This window comes from Lysobacter hankyongensis, assembly GCF_039543145.1.
GTDB classification, from domain to species: domain Bacteria; phylum Pseudomonadota; class Gammaproteobacteria; order Xanthomonadales; family Xanthomonadaceae; genus Lysobacter_I; species Lysobacter_I hankyongensis.
Genome location: NZ_BAABJE010000001.1, coordinates 94,307 through 110,914, shown reverse-complemented (window position 1 = coordinate 110,914; position 16,608 = coordinate 94,307). Strand labels below are relative to the sequence as shown.

Here is a 16,608-nt window from a genome sequence, read left to right as displayed (position 1 = left end):
GCGGGCGGTTACTGCTTGTCGGCGACGCGCTTGAGGACGGTGCCGGCCAGTTTCACGCTGTCGGCGGAGACCACTTCGAGCTGGCGATCGCTTTCGCTCTTGCTGTCGGGGTCCAGCGTGACGGTCTTGCCGTTCGCCTGCAGTGTCCAGGTGCCGTCGATGGCGTTGCCGCCGAGGGTCAGGGCGAACATGCCGTCGGCGGTGATTTCCAGCGCGGTGTCGCCGGCGGCGTAACGGCCGGCGAAGGCCTTGGCGTCGAATGTCGGCGCGGCGGCGACCGGGGTGGAGTGGTCTTCGACGATCGCGGCGTCGGTGCCCGGCACCGGGACCGGCGGCGGAGGCGGTTCGACGGCCTTGGTCTCGACGGCGGGTGCGGGTTCGGCGGTGGCGGCCGCAGCGTCGGTGGCCGACGCTTCTTCGGCTTCGCGGGCGGCGTCCTGCTGGCAGCCGCTGGCGAACAGCGCGAGCAGCAGGGCGGAGCAGAGCAGGGAAGCGGTCGTCTTGCGTGATGTCATCGGGATGCTCTCGGTGGACGTGTGAAATGGATGGATGAAATGGAGAGATCTGGAGTGTGCGGGGGATGTATGGCCGGCGTATCGGGCGTCAGCGTTTGCCGCCGAAAATACCGCCGAGCAGGCCGCGCAGGATCTGCTTGCCGATCTGGTTGCCGACGGTGCGCGCGGTCTGTTTGGCCATGGTCTCGACCATGCCCTGGCGGCGCTTGGTACCGAACACGGCGTCCTTCACCGACTGGCCGAAACCGCCTTCCTCGGCGTCGTCCTGCGCGCGGGTGCGGGCTGGCGGGGCCTTGGCCTGTTCCGGTGCGGCTTCGACCTTCTTCGCCAGCAGCTCCGCCGCCGATTCGCGGTCGATGCGGGTGTCGTACTTGCCGCCGACCGGGCTGCCGGCGCGCACCTGGGCGCGTTCGGCGTCGGTGATCGCGCCCATCCTGCAGCGCGGCGGCGCGATCAGGGTGCGCTCGACCGGCATCGGGATGCCTTTGTCCTGCAGCGTCGACACCAGCGCTTCGCCGGTGCCGAGTTCGCCGATCGCCTTGGCGACATCCAGCGCGGGATTGGCGACGAAGGTCTGCGCCGCGGTCTTCACCGCCTTCTGGTCGCGCGGCGTGAAGGCGCGCAGCGCGTGCTGGAAGCGGTTGCCGAGCTGGCCGAGGATGTCGTCGGGCACGTCGTCGGGGAATTGCGAACAGAAGTACACGCCGACGCCCTTGGAACGGATGATGCGCACCACCTGCTCGATCCGCTGCTGCAGCGCGGGCGGTGCGTCCTCGAACAACAGATGCGCTTCGTCGAACACGAACACCAGCTTGGGTTTGTCGAGATCGCCGACTTCCGGCAGGGTTTCGAACAGCTCCGACAGCAGCCACAGCAGGAAACTCGAATAGAGCTTGGGTTTGAGGATCAACTGGTCGGCGGCGAGCACGTTGACCACGCCGCGGCCGTCGGGCGTGGTGCGCATCAGGTCGCCGAGTTCCAGCGCGGGTTCGCCGAAGAACATCTCCGCGCCTTCCTGCTCCAATCGCAGCAGTGCGCGCTGGATCGCGCCGATCGACTGGGTGCTGACCAGGCCATAGCTGGTCGAGATGTCCTTGCGCTCTTCGGCCACCAGGCCGAGCAGGGCGCGCAGATCTTCGAGATCGAGCAGCAGCAGGCCGCGGTCGTCGGCCAGCTTGAACACGATGTCGAGCACGCCGCTCTGGGTGTCGTTCAGTTCGAGGATGCGGCCGAGCAGGGTCGGGCCCATCTCGCTGACCGTGGTCCGCACCGGATGGCCACGCTTGCCGTAGAGGTCCCAGAACACCGTGGGACTGGCTTCGTTGCGGTAATCGGGATTGCCCATCAGCGCGAGGCGCTGCTGGATCTTCTCGTTCATGGTGCCGGCGGCGGCCAGGCCGGCCACGTCGCCCTTCACATCGGCCAGGAACACCGGAACGCCGATCCGCGAAAAGCCTTCGGTCAGGGTCATCAGGGTCACGGTCTTGCCGGTGCCGGTGGCGCCGGCGATCAGGCCGTGTCGATTGCCGAACTTCGGCAGCAGATGCACGTTGCCGCCGGTATCGGTGGTGATGGCCTTGCCGACCAGAATGGGGTCCATGAACGGTCCTCGGAGTGGATCGTCGAATTCTATTCGGGATCGGGCGGCCGCGGGCCGGTGCGAGCGGTCATTGCGGACTGGCAGCGCGCCGCGGAGGGCCGGCCCGCGACATGCATGCCTCCTGAGCGGCATGACCTTTCGGCGGTTGCCGGTCCCGGGCGCCGGGGCTACCCTGCAATGCCCTGCCGTTCGCCGTGCTGTTCATGTCCCCATTCGCTGTATTTCTTCGCGGGCGCTGCGCCCGCCCGCGCGCGATGCCGCGCCTGCTGCCGGTCCTCGCGCTGCTCGCGATCGCCGTGTTCCCGCACTCCGAGGCCGAGGCCCAGTCGCGCCGCGACCGCGAGCTGGAGGCGCTGAAGGCGCGGATGACCGTCGCCGAGGCCCGCTACCGCGATGCGGTGGTGAAGGTCGGCAACAACGACCCCGCCGGCATGACCGAAAGCAATGCCGCGCTGGAGGACATGGAAGACGTCATCACCGACTGCATGAAATTGAAGGGCTGCCCGATCTCGCAGCTGCTGACGACCTACAAGCGCCTGCTCAAGGCCGATGTCGACGCCCGCACCGCGGGCGACGCGGCGGTGGGCGAGGACGTCCAGGGCCTGATCGACACCGAGATCGCGACCGCGGACGTGCCGGCCTCCGCCGAAGCGGCCGCGCTGCTGAGCGCCGACGGCCAGCGCTTCGTCAACATGGTGCGGATGAATCCCGCGGTGCAGGCCGGCATCCGCCGCTGGCTCACCGACATGCGCGTGTCGCTGATCCAAAGCCACGAGAATTACCAGTATCTGCGCCACCAGATGTCGCCGTCGTTCCAGCGCAGCGGCCTGCCGGAAGCGCTGCTGTTCGGGATCATGGCCAAGGAATCCACCGGCCGCGTGCACATCGGTTCGCGCGCCGGCGCGGTGGGCCTGCTGCAGTTCATGCCCGCCACCGGTCGCCGCTTCGGTCTCGGCCCCGACGGCACCGGCTTCGACACCCGCTACGACCCGCGGATGTCGGCCGACGCCGCCGCGGCGTATCTCAACGAGCGTTACGCCGAGTTCGGCAACAACATCGAACTGTGGTTGGCCGCGTACAACGGCGGCGAAGGCCGCGCGCTGCGCGTGCACCGCGCCACCGGCGGCCGCAGCTTCTGGGACGAGGACGTCTACAACCAGTTTCCGGCCGAGACCAGGGACTACGTGCCGATGGTGATCGCCGCGGCCTGGCTCTACCTGCATCCGAAGGAATACGGCCTGAGCTTCCCGAAGGTCGACGCCAAGCCGGCGACGTTCCGGCTGGTGCGCCCGGCGTCGATCTACGAATTGACGATCTGTCTCGGCAACGGCGGCACCCGCGACGGTTTCATGCGCGCGCTGCGCAACCTCAACCCGCGCTACGAGGCCGACGGCTGGATTCCCGCGGGCACCACGCTCAACGGCACGGTGAAGATCGCCGGCCTCTACAACCGCTACTGCATCCAGGGCGAACGCGCCGAGCTGGCGAAACAGCTGGTGTCCAGCGATCCGAATTCGGCGATCGTGCGCGTGGGTGCGATCGAGACCGTGGTCGCGACCGCCACCGGCGAGGACGGCACCGCGGTGCCGGCGCAGTCGCCCGTGCAGGAAACGCCCAAACCCCAGGACAAGCCGAAATCCCAAGAAAAGCCGAAACTGAAGCCGGTGCGCCAGCATCAGGTCGCGCGCGGCGACACCCTGATGTCGATCGCGCGGAAATACGACTGCCAGCTGGGCGAACTGGCGAAGGCCAATGCGCTCAAGGCGCCGCGCTACACGGTGAAGCCGGGACAGCGCATCAAGCTGCAGGGCTGCGAAGAAGGCTGATCGGGGCCGCGAACCGCGCGCTCACTCCGGCAGCGGCGGCAACCGCACCGCCGACAGCTTCCACCACAACAGCCGGTGGCGCTTGAAGACCAGCGTCGCCGGCAGCGCTGGATCGTCGTTGAGGTCGAAGCGCACCGTGAAGGTGGACAGGTCGGCGTAACCCATCGCGGGGTTCCAGCGCGGCCGCGCCGCGTCGTTTCCCGAGGCGCTTTGCGGCGTTCTCGCCGGCGCCGCGGCCGGCTGCGCGATCAGTCTGCCGCGGGCCATGTCGCGGCCCGCGAACAGCAGCATCAGCGATTCCTCCGAGACCAGGGCATCGATCGCCGGCGCCGCGGCCGCGGTCGCCAGCGCGGCGCCGAAATCGCGCCAGCCGCCGCTGCCGTCGCCGCCGATGCGGTCCGAGGCCGCGGCGGAGAACTGCGCCTTCAGATCCTCGCGCACGGCGGGGAAGTCGACGTGCGCGGCCAGCGCCCCGGCATCGCCGCGTTCGGCCGCGAGCCGCATCGCGCGCATGGTCAGGTGCGGCGCGAAATACGCCCACACCACGAAGGCGAGGGCGGACACGACCAGCAGGCTGCGGAGAATGCGTGACATGCGGGGCTCCTGCGTCGCGGGATCGACGCAGGAGTGTAGCGCCGCGGGTTCAACCGTCGAGCGTGCCCATCGATGCTTCCGGGTAGCGCGTCCCTGCGACCGCATGGGCGGCCAGGGCCGCGTCGATCGCCGTGCGCTCGCCGGCGCTCAGCGCGATCCGCGCCGCCGCCGCGTTCTCGTCGAGCCGTGCGATGCGGCGGGTGCCGGGGATCGGCACGATGTCCTCGCCGCGATCCAGCAGCCACGCCAGCGCGAGTTGCGCCGGCGTGCAGTCGCGCGCCAGGGCGATCGCGGACAGCGCGTCGACCAGGGCGCGGTTGCGGTCGGCGTTGTCGCCCTGGAAGCGCGGGTTGCTCCGGCGCCAGTCGTTCTCCGCCAGGGCGCCGCTGCCGGCGAAGGCGCCGGTGAGGAAGCCGCGGCCCAGCGGGCTGTAGGCGACGAAGCCGATGCCCAGTTCCCGGCACGTCGGCAGGATCTCCGCCTCCACGTCGCGGGTCCACAGCGAATATTCGGTCTGCAGCGCGGCGATCGGATGGACCGCCGCGGCCCGGCGCAGGGTCGCCGCCGATGCTTCGGACAGGCCGAGATGCCGCACCTTGCCGGCCTCCACGAGTCGCGCCATCGCGCCCACGGTGTCCTCGATCGGCACCGTGCGGTCGACGCGATGCTGGTAGTACAGGTCGATGTGGTCCACGCCGAGCCGGCGCAGGCTGGCGTCGCAGGCGGCCGCGACGTATTCGGGGCGGCCGTCCACGCCGATGAACGCACCATCGGCGCCGCGGACATTGCCGAACTTGGTCGCGAGCACGACCTCGTCGCGGCGTGTGCGCAGCACCTCGGCCAGCAGGCGTTCGTTCTCGCCCATGCCCTCGGCGCCGACGCCGTACATGTCGGCGGTGTCGAGGAAATTCACGCCGATGTCCAGCGCGTGATGGAGGACGGCGAGATTGGTCGATGTTTCGCTGGGGCCGTAGAAATCGGACATGCCCATGCAGCCGAGGCCGAGTGCGGAAACGACGGGGCCATGGCGGCCCAGAGTACGGCGGGGAAGAGCGGTGTTCATGCGGAAACTCCGGTGCGCGGGGGATGCGATCACCTTACTGCGCGGTTCCCTGCAGCGTTGGCGCGAATCTCGCCGATCCTTGCCCGATCCTCCGCGCCGCACCCCGGCTGTCCCGCGTGCGAACCGCGATGCGCATAATGCGGACCATCGCGCTTTGTCCGGGAATCGCCATGCCATCCATCGCTTCCATCGCCGCTCCGGAGTTCCGCGACCGCGCTCCCGCGCTCGCGGAACTGGCGGCGAGGCTTGCCCGAATCGGCGGCGGAGACGGGGTTCACGACACGCCCGTGGCCGGCGCCGCCGTGATCCGCGCGAGCGCGCCCTCGCAACCCTTGCCGGCGGTCTATGACCCGTCGGTCTGCATCGTCGTGCAGGGGCGCAAGCATGCGCTGTTCGACGGCGCGACCTACGTCTACGATCCCATGCACTGTCTGATCGTGTCGACCAGTCTGCCGATCACCGGTCGCATCATCGAAGCCTCATCCGCGCGGCCCTATCTCTGCCTGCGCATCGATCTGGATCCACGGATCGTCGAAGCGCTGTCGTCGCAGGTCGAGGAGGATGCGCCCGGGGACTCCGCGCCGGGTCGGGCGCTGCTGGTCGCCGAGACGTCGCCGGCGCTGCTGGATGCCGCGCTGCGTCTGGTCCGGCTGGCCGATGAACCCGATGCCGCGCCGGTGCTGGCGCCGCTGGCCATGCGCGAGATCCATTTCCGCCTGCTGACCGGTGCGCTGGGCCCGCAGTTGCGCGCGCTGTGCCGCAGCGACGGACAGGCACGGCGCGTGGGGCGTGCGATCGCGCTGTTGCGCGAACGTTATGCCGAGCCCCTGCGGATCGAAGCGCTCGCGGAAGCCGCGCACATGAGCGCATCGTCGCTGTACGAGCGCTTCCGCGAAGTCACCGCGATGTCGCCGCTGCAGTTCCAGAAGCGGTTGCGGCTGCAGGAGGCGCGGCGGCTGATGCTCTCGGACGGCCTCGAAGCCGCGGCCGCCGCGCATCGCGTGGGCTACGAGAGCCCGTCGCATTTCAGTCGCGAATACCGCCGGCTGTTCGGCGCGCCGCCGCGACGCGACGCGGCCACGGCGCGCGCGCCGGACTGAACGTGCCCGGCTGAACGCGCCGGGTTCAGGCGGCGGATCCCGATGGCTCAGCCCGGGAACTGCAGCCGCATCGCTTTTTCACCGACGTAATGGTTCTGCACGAACACGTCGCAGTCGCTGCCCTTGCTTTCGTTGCGGTACGTCTCGAAGCCGAGGCCTTCGTCGTTGTCCCAGCCGATGGTGTCGCCGACCTGCACCGTCCAGTTCGGGTCGATTTCGACGACGGTGTACTCGCCTTCGGCGGTGCGGATCGCGACCGCGCATTGTTCGAGGTCGATGACGGCGATCTTGCCAGTACGGCTCATGCTGCGCTCCCTGTCTGTGCGCTCCGCATCCGGAGCATGCCGTTCGCGGCGTGCGCCGCGGTCCTTGGCGGCATCGCATGGCGATGCCTGCGATCAACTTACGTGATGCCGCGCCGCGGGATCAATGCCGCCGCGGCTGTCACAACTGACAGGGTTGTGCGCAACCCGCGCACACGATCACACACGGGCGTCGCGATGTGCGACTCAGTTCACGCCCGCGAGTCGCTGACCGAGGCGCACGGGCAGTTCCGGTCGCAGGTCGGACGACAGCGCCGCCGCATGCTTCGGCAACAGCACGATCACGGTGGAGCCGTAATTGAAGCGCGCCATCTCGGCGAAGCGGTCGAGGGCGATGCCCTGGCCGCGATAGTCCTTGCGCGCGATGCGGTCGCCGTAGGCGGGAATCTCCACGCCGCTCCACACCGTTTCGACGCCGGACACCAGCAGCGCGCCGACCATCACCAGGCACATCGGGCCGAAGTCGGTGTCGAAATGGCAGACCAGGCGTTCGTTGCGCGCGAACAGCCCCGGCACCGAGGCGACGGCGTCGGTGCCGACGCTGAAGAGCCGCCCGGGCACATGCACGGTTTCGCGCAGGGTGCCGGCCCAGGGCATGTGCACGCGGTGGTAGTCGCGCGGCGAGAGATAGACCGTCGCGAACAGGCCGTCGGCGAACGGCGCCGCGGCGTCCGCGTCGCCCAGCAGCTCGGCGGCGGTGAAGGACTGGCCCTTGGCCTGGAAGATGCGGCCGTCGCCGTTGCCCAGGGGCTCGATCGGCCCGCACTGGCTGATGTGGCCGTCGGCCGGCATCAGCAGACTGCGCGGGTCGGGGTCGGGCAGGCGGGCATCCGGCTTCAGCGCGCGGGTGAAGAAGGCGTTGAAGGTGGGGTAGGCGCGCGGATCGGGTTCCGCGGCCTCGGACAGGTCCACCCCGAATTTGCGGGTCACGATATCGATCAGCCATTGCTTCACCGCGCGATTGCGCGAATAGGCGAGGCGACGGGCCAGCGACGACAGCAGGCGGTGCGGCAGCACGTAGGTGAGGGTGGTGACGAGTCCCATCATTTGCCTGCCGTGGTGAGGGCGATCAGGTCCTCGGCGATGGCCCTGGGTCTCAGCGGCGGCTGGATGATGCCCGCCATGCGCCCCTGCGGGTCGAGCACGATCAGGGTGGCGGAATGGTCCATGGTGTACTGGTCGGCCGGGGCGTCGTCGCCCAGCGGCACCTTGGCGAAGACCAGCGACAGCGATTTGGCGAACGCCTCCAGCGACGGGATGTCGGCGGTGGCGGCCAGGGTGTCCTTGTGGAAGCCGTGGGCGTATTCGCCGAGCTTCTCGATGGTGTCGCGCTCCGGATCGATCGAGACGAACAGCACCCGCGGGCGGGTGGTTTCCGGCAGCGTTTCCCACTGTTTCTGGGCCTGCGCCATCTCGGACAGGGTGGTCGGGCAGACATCCGGGCAGAACGTGAAACCGATGAAGACCACGGTCCAGTGCCCGCGCAGTTCGCCGGGCACCAGCGGGGTGCGGTCGGACTGCTGCAGGGTAAATGCCGGCAGTTCCCGCGGGGTCGAGAGCCGGCGCACCGTCTGCAGCTCGGGGCCCGCGGCTGACCGGCGATTGAAGACGTATTCGGCCGTGAGCAGGCCGGCGCCGGTCGCCAGCGCGACCAGGAGGATCAGAAGGGTGGTGCGGTTGAACATCGCGGTCGGTTCGCAGGAGATCCCTCAAGGTGCGGCCATGATAACCGCGCGACCGCTATACTTCGCGGTCACCCCCACACACGCCGGCCCGCTGGCCGGCCCGGCACCCGGACCCGTACCCCGCCATGACCGACGAGTTGCAGACGATCATCGACCTGATCCGGTACGGGGCCAGCCGTTTCAACGCCGCCGGGCTGACCTTCGGCCACAGTTACGACAACGCCCTCGACGAGGCGACCCAACTGGTCCTCCACGCCCTGCATCTGCCGCACGATCTGCCGCCGGTCTACGGCCAGTCGCGGGTCACGCTGGCGGAGAAGGAAGACGTGCTGAAGCTGTTCCTGCGCCGGATCGAGGAACGCATGCCCGCCGCCTACCTCACCGGCGAGGCCTGGTTCGCCGGCCTGAGCTTCAAGACCGACGCCCGCGCCCTGGTGCCGCGTTCGCCGATCGCCGAGCTGATCGAATCCGGCTTCGAGCCGTGGCTGGGCGGCCGCCAAGTCCGCCGCGCGCTCGATCTGTGCACCGGCTCGGGCTGCATTGCGATCGCGATGGGCCACCACAATCCCGACTGGCACGTCGACGGTGTCGACATCAGCGACGACGCATTGGCGCTCTCGGCCGAGAACAAGGCCCGCCTGCATGCCGAGAACGTCCGCTTCCTGAAATCGGATCTGTTCGGCGGCCTGCAGGGCGAGCATTACGATCTGATCGTCACCAATCCGCCCTACGTCACCAATGACGAGACCGACGCGCTGCCGAAGGAATATTCCTACGAGCCCGAACTCGGCCTGCGCGCCGGCGACGACGGCCTGGATCTGGCGCTGCGGATTCTCCGCGACGCCCCGCTGCACCTGACCGAGGACGGTCTGCTGATCTGCGAAGTCGGCGAGTCCGAGCGCGCGCTCAACCACCTGCTGCCGGAACTGCCGCTGGCCTGGGTCGAGTTCAAGGTCGGCCAGATGGGGGTTTTCGTGGTCGAACGCCGCGATCTGATGACTTGCCACGCCCGCATCCGCCAACTCGCCGATGCCCGCGACCCCGCGCTGCGTGGCGCCGAGGCGGCATCCACGTCCGCGCCGGCTGCCGCCGGCTTGTTCTGAGGCCCGGCGCGTGAGCAACAGTTTCGGCCATCTGCTCCGCGTCACCACGTTCGGCGAATCGCACGGACCGGCGATCGGTTGCGTGATCGACGGTTGCCCGCCGGGGCTGGCGATTTCCGAAGACGAATTCGCCCAGGATCTCGAACGTCGCGCCACCGGGCGCAGCCGACACACTTCGCAGCGACACGAGACCGACGCGGTCGAGATCCTCAGCGGTGTGTACGAAGGCTGCACCACCGGCACGCCGATCGCGCTGCTGATCCGCAACACCGACGCGCGCAGCAAGGACTACAACAAGATCGCCGCGCAGTTCCGCCCGGCGCACGCCGATTACACCTACTGGCAGAAGTACGGCCATCGCGATCCGCGCGGCGGCGGGCGCAGCAGCGCGCGCGAAACCACGATGCGCGTGGCCGCGGCGGTGATCGCGAAGAAATGGCTGGCCGAGCGTTACGGCGTGACCGTGCGCGGCCATCTGTCGCAGCTCGGCGAACTGCGTCCTGATGAACATCTTGGTGCGTTCGACTGGAACGCCGTCGAGGGCAATCCGTTCTTCTGGCCGATCGAAGCCCAGGTCCCGGCGCTCGAAACCTACATGGACGCGCTGCGCAAGTCCGGCGATTCGGTCGGCGCACGCGTCACCGTGGTCGCCGACGGCGTGCCGCCGGGTTGGGGCGAACCGATCTACGGCAAGCTCGACGGCGATCTCGCCGCGGCGATGATGTCGATCAACGCCGTGAAGGGCGTGGAGATCGGCGACGGTTTCGCCTCGGTCGCGCAGAAGGGCTCGTTCCATCGCGACGAGATGACCCGCGACGGGTTCCTGTCGAACCACGCCGGCGGCATCCTCGGCGGCATCAGCAGCGGCCAGCAGGTCGTGTGCTCGGTCGCGTTCAAGCCGACGTCCAGCCTGCGCCTGCCCGGGCGCGGTCTGAACGTGCTGGGCGAGGAAGTAGAAGTCGTCACCACCGGCCGCCACGACCCCTGCGTCGGCATCCGCGCCACGCCCATCTGCGAGGCGATGATGGCGCTGGTGCTGATGGACCAGGCGCTGCGCCATCGCGCGCAGTGCGGCGATGTCGGCGAGGTTTCGCCGCGAATTCCCGCGACCACCGACAAAGACGCGAAACGATAGCGGCCCGTCGCCGGTTTCGCCCCCACAGGCAGCGACGCGCCGCACCGAAAGCATCCATCATTCTCGTAGGAGCGCCGGAAGGCGCGACCGGATCCCGACCGGTTGTCGCGCCTTCCGGCGCTCCTACAACAGACAAGGGCATTCGAAATGAGCAGGCAATTCAAGGTGGCGGTGGTCGGCGCGACGGGCGCCGTGGGCGAGGTGATGCTGTCGATCCTCGCCGAGCGCAAATTCCCGGTGGGCGAGATCGTGGCGCTGGCGAGCGAACGTTCGGCCGGCGAGTACGTGAAGTTCGGCGACGACGAAGTGATGGTGCGCGATCTGGCCACGTTCGATCCGGCCGGCGTGGACATCGCGCTGTTCTCGGCCGGCGGTTCGATCTCGAAGGAATACGCGCCGAAATTCGCCGCCGCCGGTGCGGTGGTGATCGACAACTCCTCGGCTTTCCGTTACGACGACGACGTGCCGCTGGTGGTCAGCGAAGTGAACCCGGAGGCGGCGAAGCAGCGGCCGCGCGGCATCATCGCCAATCCGAACTGTTCGACCATGCAGATGGTGGTCGCGCTGGGCCCGATCCACCGCAAGGCCGGGATCGAGCGCATCAACGTCGCGACCTATCAGTCGGTCTCCGGCGCCGGCCGTTCCGGTCTCGAAGAACTCGGCCGGCAGACCGCGGCGCTGCTGAATTTCCAGGATATCGAGCCGCAGCGCTTCCAGGCGCAGATCGCGTTCAACCTGATCCCGCACATCGACGATTTCCTCGACAACGGTTTCACCAAGGAAGAGATGAAGCTGGTCTGGGAGACACGCAAGATCCTCGGCGACCAGAACATCCAGGTGAATCCGACCGCAGTCCGGGTGCCGGTGTTCTACGGCCATTCCGAGGCGGTGAACGTCGAGACCCGCGAGAAGATCACCGCCGACGAGGTCCGCACGCTGCTGTCGACCGCGCCGGGCGTGGAGATCGTGGATGAGCGCAGGGCGGGCGGGTATCCGACCCCGGTCAGCCACGCCTCGGGCCGCGATCCGGTCTACGTGGGCCGTATCCGCGACGATTTCTCGCATCCGCGGGCGATCAATCTGTGGATCGTCTCCGACAACATTCGCAAGGGCGCCGCGCTCAACGCGGTGCAGATCGCCGAACTCGTAGCGGCCGAGGGCTGAGGCCGACCGTTGCGAACCCGGGGACAGATGGCTAGAGTCTCCGGGTTGGCTCTGGGGACAAGCGTGATCAAACACTTGCGGATCACAGTTAGCGCGTTACTGGCAGTGGTGGCCTTGTTGTCGCCGCTGTCGGCGTGGGCGCTCGGGCTGGGCCAGATCCGGGTGCTGTCCCAACGCGACCAGCCGCTGCTGGCGGAAATCCCGGTCATTTCCAACGATCCGGCCGAACTGGAGATGCTGCAGGCACGGCTGGCCTCGCCCGAAACCTTCGCCCGCGTCGGCTTGTCGGCCCCACAGGGCATCGTCTCCAATCTGCAGTTCGCGGTCGCTCTCGACGCCCGCGGCCGCCCGGTCATCCGGGTTACCAGCGCCGCGCCGGTCGAGCAGCCCCTGCTCACCTTCCTGCTGGAAGTCGACTGGGGCCAGGGTCGACTGGTTCGCGAGTATTCGGCCCTGCTGGACACGCCGCAGACCGCCGCGGCGCCGGCGCAGCCGCCCATCCAGGAAGCGACGGTCGATCCCGGCAACACCGTGGTCCGTTTGCCGGACCCGCCGCCGGCCAATCCCCTCGAAGCCCCGGCGCCGACACCGGTTCCGCTGCGGCCGGGCGAGCAGACCGCATCGACGCCGACCGACCCCCTGTCGTCGCCAGCGCCGATGCCCATCCCGCTGCCGCCGGAGTCCGTGGTGCCTGAACCGGCCGTGCCGGTGGCCGCGACCGCGGCGCCGATCGACATCCTGCCCGGCGGCGAGACCCGCACCGTCCGTCCGGGCGAAACCCTGGGCAGCATCGCCGCCGACCTGGATCGTGGTTTCAGCCTCGACCAGACCATCCTCGCGCTGCTGCGCGCGAATCCCGAAGCCTTCATCGGCGGCAACGCCAACCGGCTCAAGGCCGGCGCGGTGCTGCGCATTCCCGACGCGAACGTCATCGGCAGCTACACGCCCGACGAAGCCGCGGTGGTGGTGCGCGAACAGGCCGCCCAGTGGCGCGGCGCCGGCCGCGCGCTGCCGCAGCCGCCGGCGGTGGTCGGTACGCCGGCCGGCGATGCCGCCGCGACGCCTGCCGCCACGACTGCCGCCACGACTGCGGGCGGTCCGCGCAACGCCCGCGCGACCGCGCAGGCGCGACTTGAAATTGTGCCGCCCTCCGCGAACGACGCGAAGCGGGCGGGCACGCGATCCGGCGTGAGCGCCGGCGGTGAGGGCGACATGTTGCGACAACAGGAACTCCAGCAGAGCAAAGAAACGCTGGCCGCGCGGGAAGCCGAAGTGCAGGAGCTGAAGGCGCGCGTCGCCGAGCTGGAACAACTGCAGCAGAAGCAGAACGAACTGCTGTCGATGAAGGACAGCGAATTGGCCGCGGCGCAGCAGAAGCTGGCGACCAGCCAGGCCGCGACGCCGCCGGCCGCGACCGTGTCCGGCCTCGGCCCGTGGATCGGGATCGCGGCCGGTCTGGTGCTGGTGGCGCTGCTCGCGGTGTGGTGGTTGCGGCGTCGCGCAGCGCCCGTCGTGACGGTCGTGCCTCCGCGCGATACCGAACGTCTCGCCGCGGCCGTCCCGAAAATCCAGGACGCTGCCGGGACGGACAACGCCGACGCGGCCGAAGCGCCCGCATTCGTCGATGACATTCCGGGCGAACCGGCGGAGCCGGCGTGGAACCGGCTTGCGAAACCGGCCGAGCCGGAGGCGCCGAAGCCCGCGCCTCCGTCCCGCGGCGTGCCCACCTGGCATGCCGGTGGCGTCGACGTGGCGCCGCTGAACGCCTCGCCGCCCGGACAGGGACGGCTGGATCTGGCCAAGGCCTATCTCGACATGGGCGACCGCGACACCGCGCGCAGCCTGCTGCAGGAAGTGGCCACCCGCGGCGACAGCGTCGACGTGCGCCGCGAAGCGGAGCGGCTGCTGCAGGATCTCGGCTGACGCCGGCGACGGCGCGGGACCACGGGATGCGTTACGCCCTCGGCGTCGAATACGACGGCAGCGAATTCCACGGCTGGCAGCGCCTCACCGCGCACGGCGAATCCGGTGGCCCGGCCACGCTGCAGGCGACGCTGGAAGAGGCACTGAGCGGCGTCGCCGCGCATCCGGTCGAAACCATCTGCGCCGGCCGGACCGATGCCGGTGTCCACGCCGAATGCCAGGTCGTGCATTTCGACAGCGATGCGTCGCGCACGCCACGCGCCTGGGTGCTCGGCACCACCTCGCGGTTGCCGCCGTCGATGCGCATCCGCTGGTGCGCACCGGTCGACGACGATTTCAGCGCGCGGTTTTCCGCACGCGCGCGGCGCTATCGCTATCGCCTGCTCAATCATCAGGTGCGTCCGGCGCTGGGTCGCCAGTGGCTGGCCTGGGAGCGCCGCCCGCTGGACGTGGACGCCATGCATCGCGCTGCGCAGCAGTTGCTGGGCGAGCGCGATTTCGAAGCGTTCCGCACCGTGCATTGCCAAGCCGCGCACGCGCGGCGGGAACTGCAGCGGCTGGACGTGACGCGCGATGGCGACATCGTGAGTTTCACCGTGCAGGCCAATGCGTTCCTGCATCACCAGGTCCGCAACATGGTCGGTTCGCTGCTGGAAGTGGGCGCGGGCGAGCGGCCGGAAGCGTGGATCGTCGATGTGCTGGAAGGCCGCGATCGCACGCTCGCCGGGCCGACCGCGCCGGCGCAGGGACTGGTATTCGTCGGCCCGCGCTATCCCCGCGACTGGCCGTTGCCGGACGAGGTGCGGTTCGATGTCTGACGTGAACCGCTTGCCGCGCCGCACGCGCATCAAGTTCTGCGGATTGACCCGTATCGAAGACGTGGCCGTCGCCTGCGCGCTCGGCGTCGATGCCGTTGGCTTCGTGTTCGCCGAGCGCAGCAAGCGCCGCGTCTCGCCCGCGCAGGTCGCGCCGCTGCGCGAAGCGCTAGATCCCTTCGTCGCCAGCGTTGCGCTGTTCATGGACAACGATGCGGCGACCGTGCGCGAGGTGATCGACACCGTGCGCCCGACGATCCTGCAGTTCCACGGCGACGAGGACGACGCGTTCTGCGCATCGTTCGGCCTGCCGTACCTCAAGGCCGTCGCGATGGGCGGCGAGGGCGCCCGCGCCGACGACCTCGGCGCGCGCTACGCGCGTGCGACCGGTTTCCTGTTCGACAGTCACGCGGCAGGGCAGGTCGGCGGCAGCGGCCACGCCTTCGACTGGACGCGGATTCCGCGCGACTGCCCGCGCCCTTGGCTGCTCGCCGGCGGCCTGCACCCGGACAACGTGTTCGAAGCGATCCGCGCAACGTACTGCTGGGGCGTGGATGTCTCCAGCGGGATTGAATCCGCGCCGGGCGAGAAGGATGCTGCGAAGATGCACCGCTTCGTGGAAGCCGTGCGACGTGCGGATGCCGCCGTCGGAACAATCGCGACGCACGACGCTTTGTAGGAGGGCCTTCAGGCCCGAGCTTTCGCTTTCGCGCGCAGCGTTATGACGTACCTTGGCTTCAGGCCAAAAGCTCGCGGCTAAAGCCGCTCCTGCGAAGAGCCCAGCGCCTGCCGCAGCCAGTCCGCGAGTTGCCCGATCTTGGGGCTCGCGCTGCGTTTCGGCGCGCACAGTACCCACTGCGCGTCGGTTTCGACGAAGCCCCACGGCGCCAGCAGCCGTCCGGTGGCGATGTCGTCCGCGACCAGTGGTTCCGGCGCGATGGCGATGCCCAGGCCCGCGACCGCGGCTTCCAGCAGGTAGTAGAGATGATCGAAACCGGTGCCCATGCGCAGGCCCTCGGCCTCCAGCCCGACGCGCACGGCCCAGTCGCGCCAGGCCTGCGGCCGCGAGGCGGTGTGCAGCAGCGCATGGGCTGCGAGCGCCTGCGGCGGCGCGCCGTGCAGCGATTCGGCTCCGGGCCAGCGCGGGCCGACGACCGGGCCGATCCGTTCCGGGGCGAGGACATGCACCTGCCAGTCCTGCGGCCACGGCGGCGACGCTATCATCAGCGCGGCGTCCAGGCCGCCGAGTCGCGCGTCGGGCGCGCTTTCGCTGGCGGACAGATGCAGTTGCAGCTCCGGTCGCTCGCGCGCCAACCGGTCCAGCCGCGGGATCATCCATCGCGCCAGCACGCTGCCCGGGCAGCCCAGCACCAGCGGCGCCTGCTGTGGCCCGCGGCGCAGTTCGGTCCAGGCCGCGCGCAAGGGGTCGAAAGCGGCCGCGGCCGCGCCGTGCAGGCGGTGGCCGAGCGGGGTCAACGCCACCCCGCGGCCTTGGCGGACGAACAGCGCTGCGCCCACGGCGTCTTCCAGCGCCCGCAGCTGCCGGCTGACCGCGCCGTGGGTGACGTGCAGTTCGTCGGCGGCGCGGCTGACGCTTTCGAGCCGGGCCACGGCCTCGAAGGCGCGCAGGGCGTTCAGCGGCGGCAGGCTTCGGCTCATGACCTGTGAGTTTTGGTAACGGATTCGATTGATTTTATATCAGTTGTGCGCTGCAGCCCTGCGATAAACTGAAGCATCGCCGCCGCTCGACCACGCCAACGCC

At 69.4% G+C, this 16,608-nt stretch carries 15 protein-coding genes and 1 pseudogene; 8 read left to right on the top strand and 8 right to left on the bottom strand.

Annotated elements, in window-relative coordinates; all coding sequences use genetic code 11:
* Window positions 1-8: 8 nt before the first annotated feature.
* Together ABD974_RS00500 and ABD974_RS00495 are read right to left on the bottom strand one after the other, a co-directional pair.
* Window positions 9-515: a hypothetical protein gene (locus tag ABD974_RS00500; RefSeq protein ID WP_345301310.1), complete on the bottom strand. Its 507-nt coding sequence runs from the start codon at window positions 513-515 to the stop codon at window positions 9-11.
* A gap of 88 nt (window positions 516-603) precedes the next feature.
* Window positions 604-2,115, bottom strand: coding sequence for a helicase HerA-like domain-containing protein (locus ABD974_RS00495; RefSeq protein ID WP_345301309.1), 1,512 nt, complete (start codon window positions 2,113-2,115; stop codon window positions 604-606).
* Between the two features lie 254 nt (window positions 2,116-2,369).
* Here ABD974_RS00495 and ABD974_RS00490 point away from each other — a divergent pair, with 254 nt between their 5' ends.
* On the top strand, window positions 2,370-3,941 hold the full coding sequence (locus ABD974_RS00490) for a transglycosylase SLT domain-containing protein (RefSeq protein ID WP_345301928.1): 1,572 nt from the start codon (window positions 2,370-2,372) through the stop codon (window positions 3,939-3,941).
* Between the two features lie 21 nt (window positions 3,942-3,962).
* On the opposite strand, the gene ABD974_RS00485 is transcribed toward ABD974_RS00490, so the two are convergent.
* Together ABD974_RS00485 and ABD974_RS00480 are read right to left on the bottom strand one after the other, a co-directional pair.
* A complete protein-coding gene (locus ABD974_RS00485; RefSeq protein ID WP_345301308.1) occupies window positions 3,963-4,535 on the bottom strand; it encodes a DUF2939 domain-containing protein in 573 nt (190 codons plus the stop codon).
* A 49-nt stretch (window positions 4,536-4,584) separates the two neighbouring features.
* Complete coding sequence (locus tag ABD974_RS00480; RefSeq protein WP_345301307.1) at window positions 4,585-5,598, bottom strand: aldo/keto reductase; 1,014 nt, start codon at window positions 5,596-5,598, stop codon at window positions 4,585-4,587.
* A 170-nt stretch (window positions 5,599-5,768) separates the two neighbouring features.
* On the opposite strand from ABD974_RS00480, the gene ABD974_RS00475 reads away from it, so the two are divergent.
* Entirely contained in the window at window positions 5,769-6,698 is a 930-nt protein-coding gene (locus ABD974_RS00475; protein WP_345301306.1) for an AraC family transcriptional regulator, read from the top strand.
* Window positions 6,699-6,745: 47 nt separating this feature from the next.
* Here the strand turns inward: ABD974_RS00475 and ABD974_RS00470 are convergent, their stop codons facing one another.
* From ABD974_RS00470 to ABD974_RS00460, 3 genes are all read right to left on the bottom strand, one after another.
* Window positions 6,746-7,003 carry a hypothetical protein gene (locus ABD974_RS00470; protein ID WP_345301305.1) on the bottom strand — a complete coding sequence of 86 codons (258 nt, stop codon included), beginning with the start codon at window positions 7,001-7,003 and terminating at the stop codon, window positions 6,746-6,748.
* A 204-nt stretch (window positions 7,004-7,207) separates the two neighbouring features.
* A complete protein-coding gene (gene asd / locus ABD974_RS00465; protein ID WP_345301927.1) occupies window positions 7,208-8,065 on the bottom strand; it encodes an archaetidylserine decarboxylase in 858 nt (285 codons plus the stop codon).
* Complete coding sequence (locus ABD974_RS00460; RefSeq protein WP_345301304.1) at window positions 8,065-8,706, bottom strand: SCO family protein; 642 nt, start codon at window positions 8,704-8,706, stop codon at window positions 8,065-8,067. Before ABD974_RS00460 ends, asd begins: the two co-directional genes overlap by 1 nt.
* A 125-nt stretch (window positions 8,707-8,831) precedes the next feature.
* Here ABD974_RS00460 and prmB point away from each other — a divergent pair.
* The 6 genes and pseudogenes from prmB to ABD974_RS00430 form a co-directional block, all read left to right on the top strand.
* Window positions 8,832-9,743: pseudogene (gene prmB / locus ABD974_RS00455) on the top strand (50S ribosomal protein L3 N(5)-glutamine methyltransferase); the annotation flags it as partial.
* A 76-nt stretch (window positions 9,744-9,819) separates the two neighbouring features.
* Window positions 9,820-10,944: a chorismate synthase gene (aroC, locus tag ABD974_RS00450; RefSeq protein WP_345301303.1), complete on the top strand. Its 1,125-nt coding sequence runs from the start codon at window positions 9,820-9,822 to the stop codon at window positions 10,942-10,944.
* A 147-nt stretch (window positions 10,945-11,091) separates the two neighbouring features.
* Window positions 11,092-12,108 (top strand): aspartate-semialdehyde dehydrogenase, encoded by a 1,017-nt coding sequence (locus ABD974_RS00445; protein ID WP_345301302.1) that lies wholly within the window; start codon window positions 11,092-11,094, stop codon window positions 12,106-12,108.
* Window positions 12,109-12,216: 108 nt separating this feature from the next.
* Window positions 12,217-14,031, top strand: coding sequence for a type IV pilus assembly protein FimV (locus ABD974_RS00440; protein WP_425562603.1), 1,815 nt, complete (start codon window positions 12,217-12,219; stop codon window positions 14,029-14,031).
* A gap of 26 nt (window positions 14,032-14,057) precedes the next feature.
* Window positions 14,058-14,849, top strand: coding sequence for a tRNA pseudouridine(38-40) synthase TruA (gene truA / locus ABD974_RS00435; RefSeq protein ID WP_345301300.1), 792 nt, complete (start codon window positions 14,058-14,060; stop codon window positions 14,847-14,849).
* A 1-nt stretch (window position 14,850) separates the two neighbouring features.
* A complete protein-coding gene (locus tag ABD974_RS00430; protein ID WP_345301926.1) occupies window positions 14,851-15,525 on the top strand; it encodes a phosphoribosylanthranilate isomerase in 675 nt (224 codons plus the stop codon).
* A 77-nt stretch (window positions 15,526-15,602) separates the two neighbouring features.
* Here ABD974_RS00430 and ABD974_RS00425 read toward each other — a convergent pair whose 3' ends face one another.
* On the bottom strand, window positions 15,603-16,505 hold the full coding sequence (locus ABD974_RS00425; protein WP_345301299.1) for a LysR family transcriptional regulator: 903 nt from the start codon (window positions 16,503-16,505) through the stop codon (window positions 15,603-15,605).
* Between the last annotated feature and the right edge of the window lie 103 nt (window positions 16,506-16,608).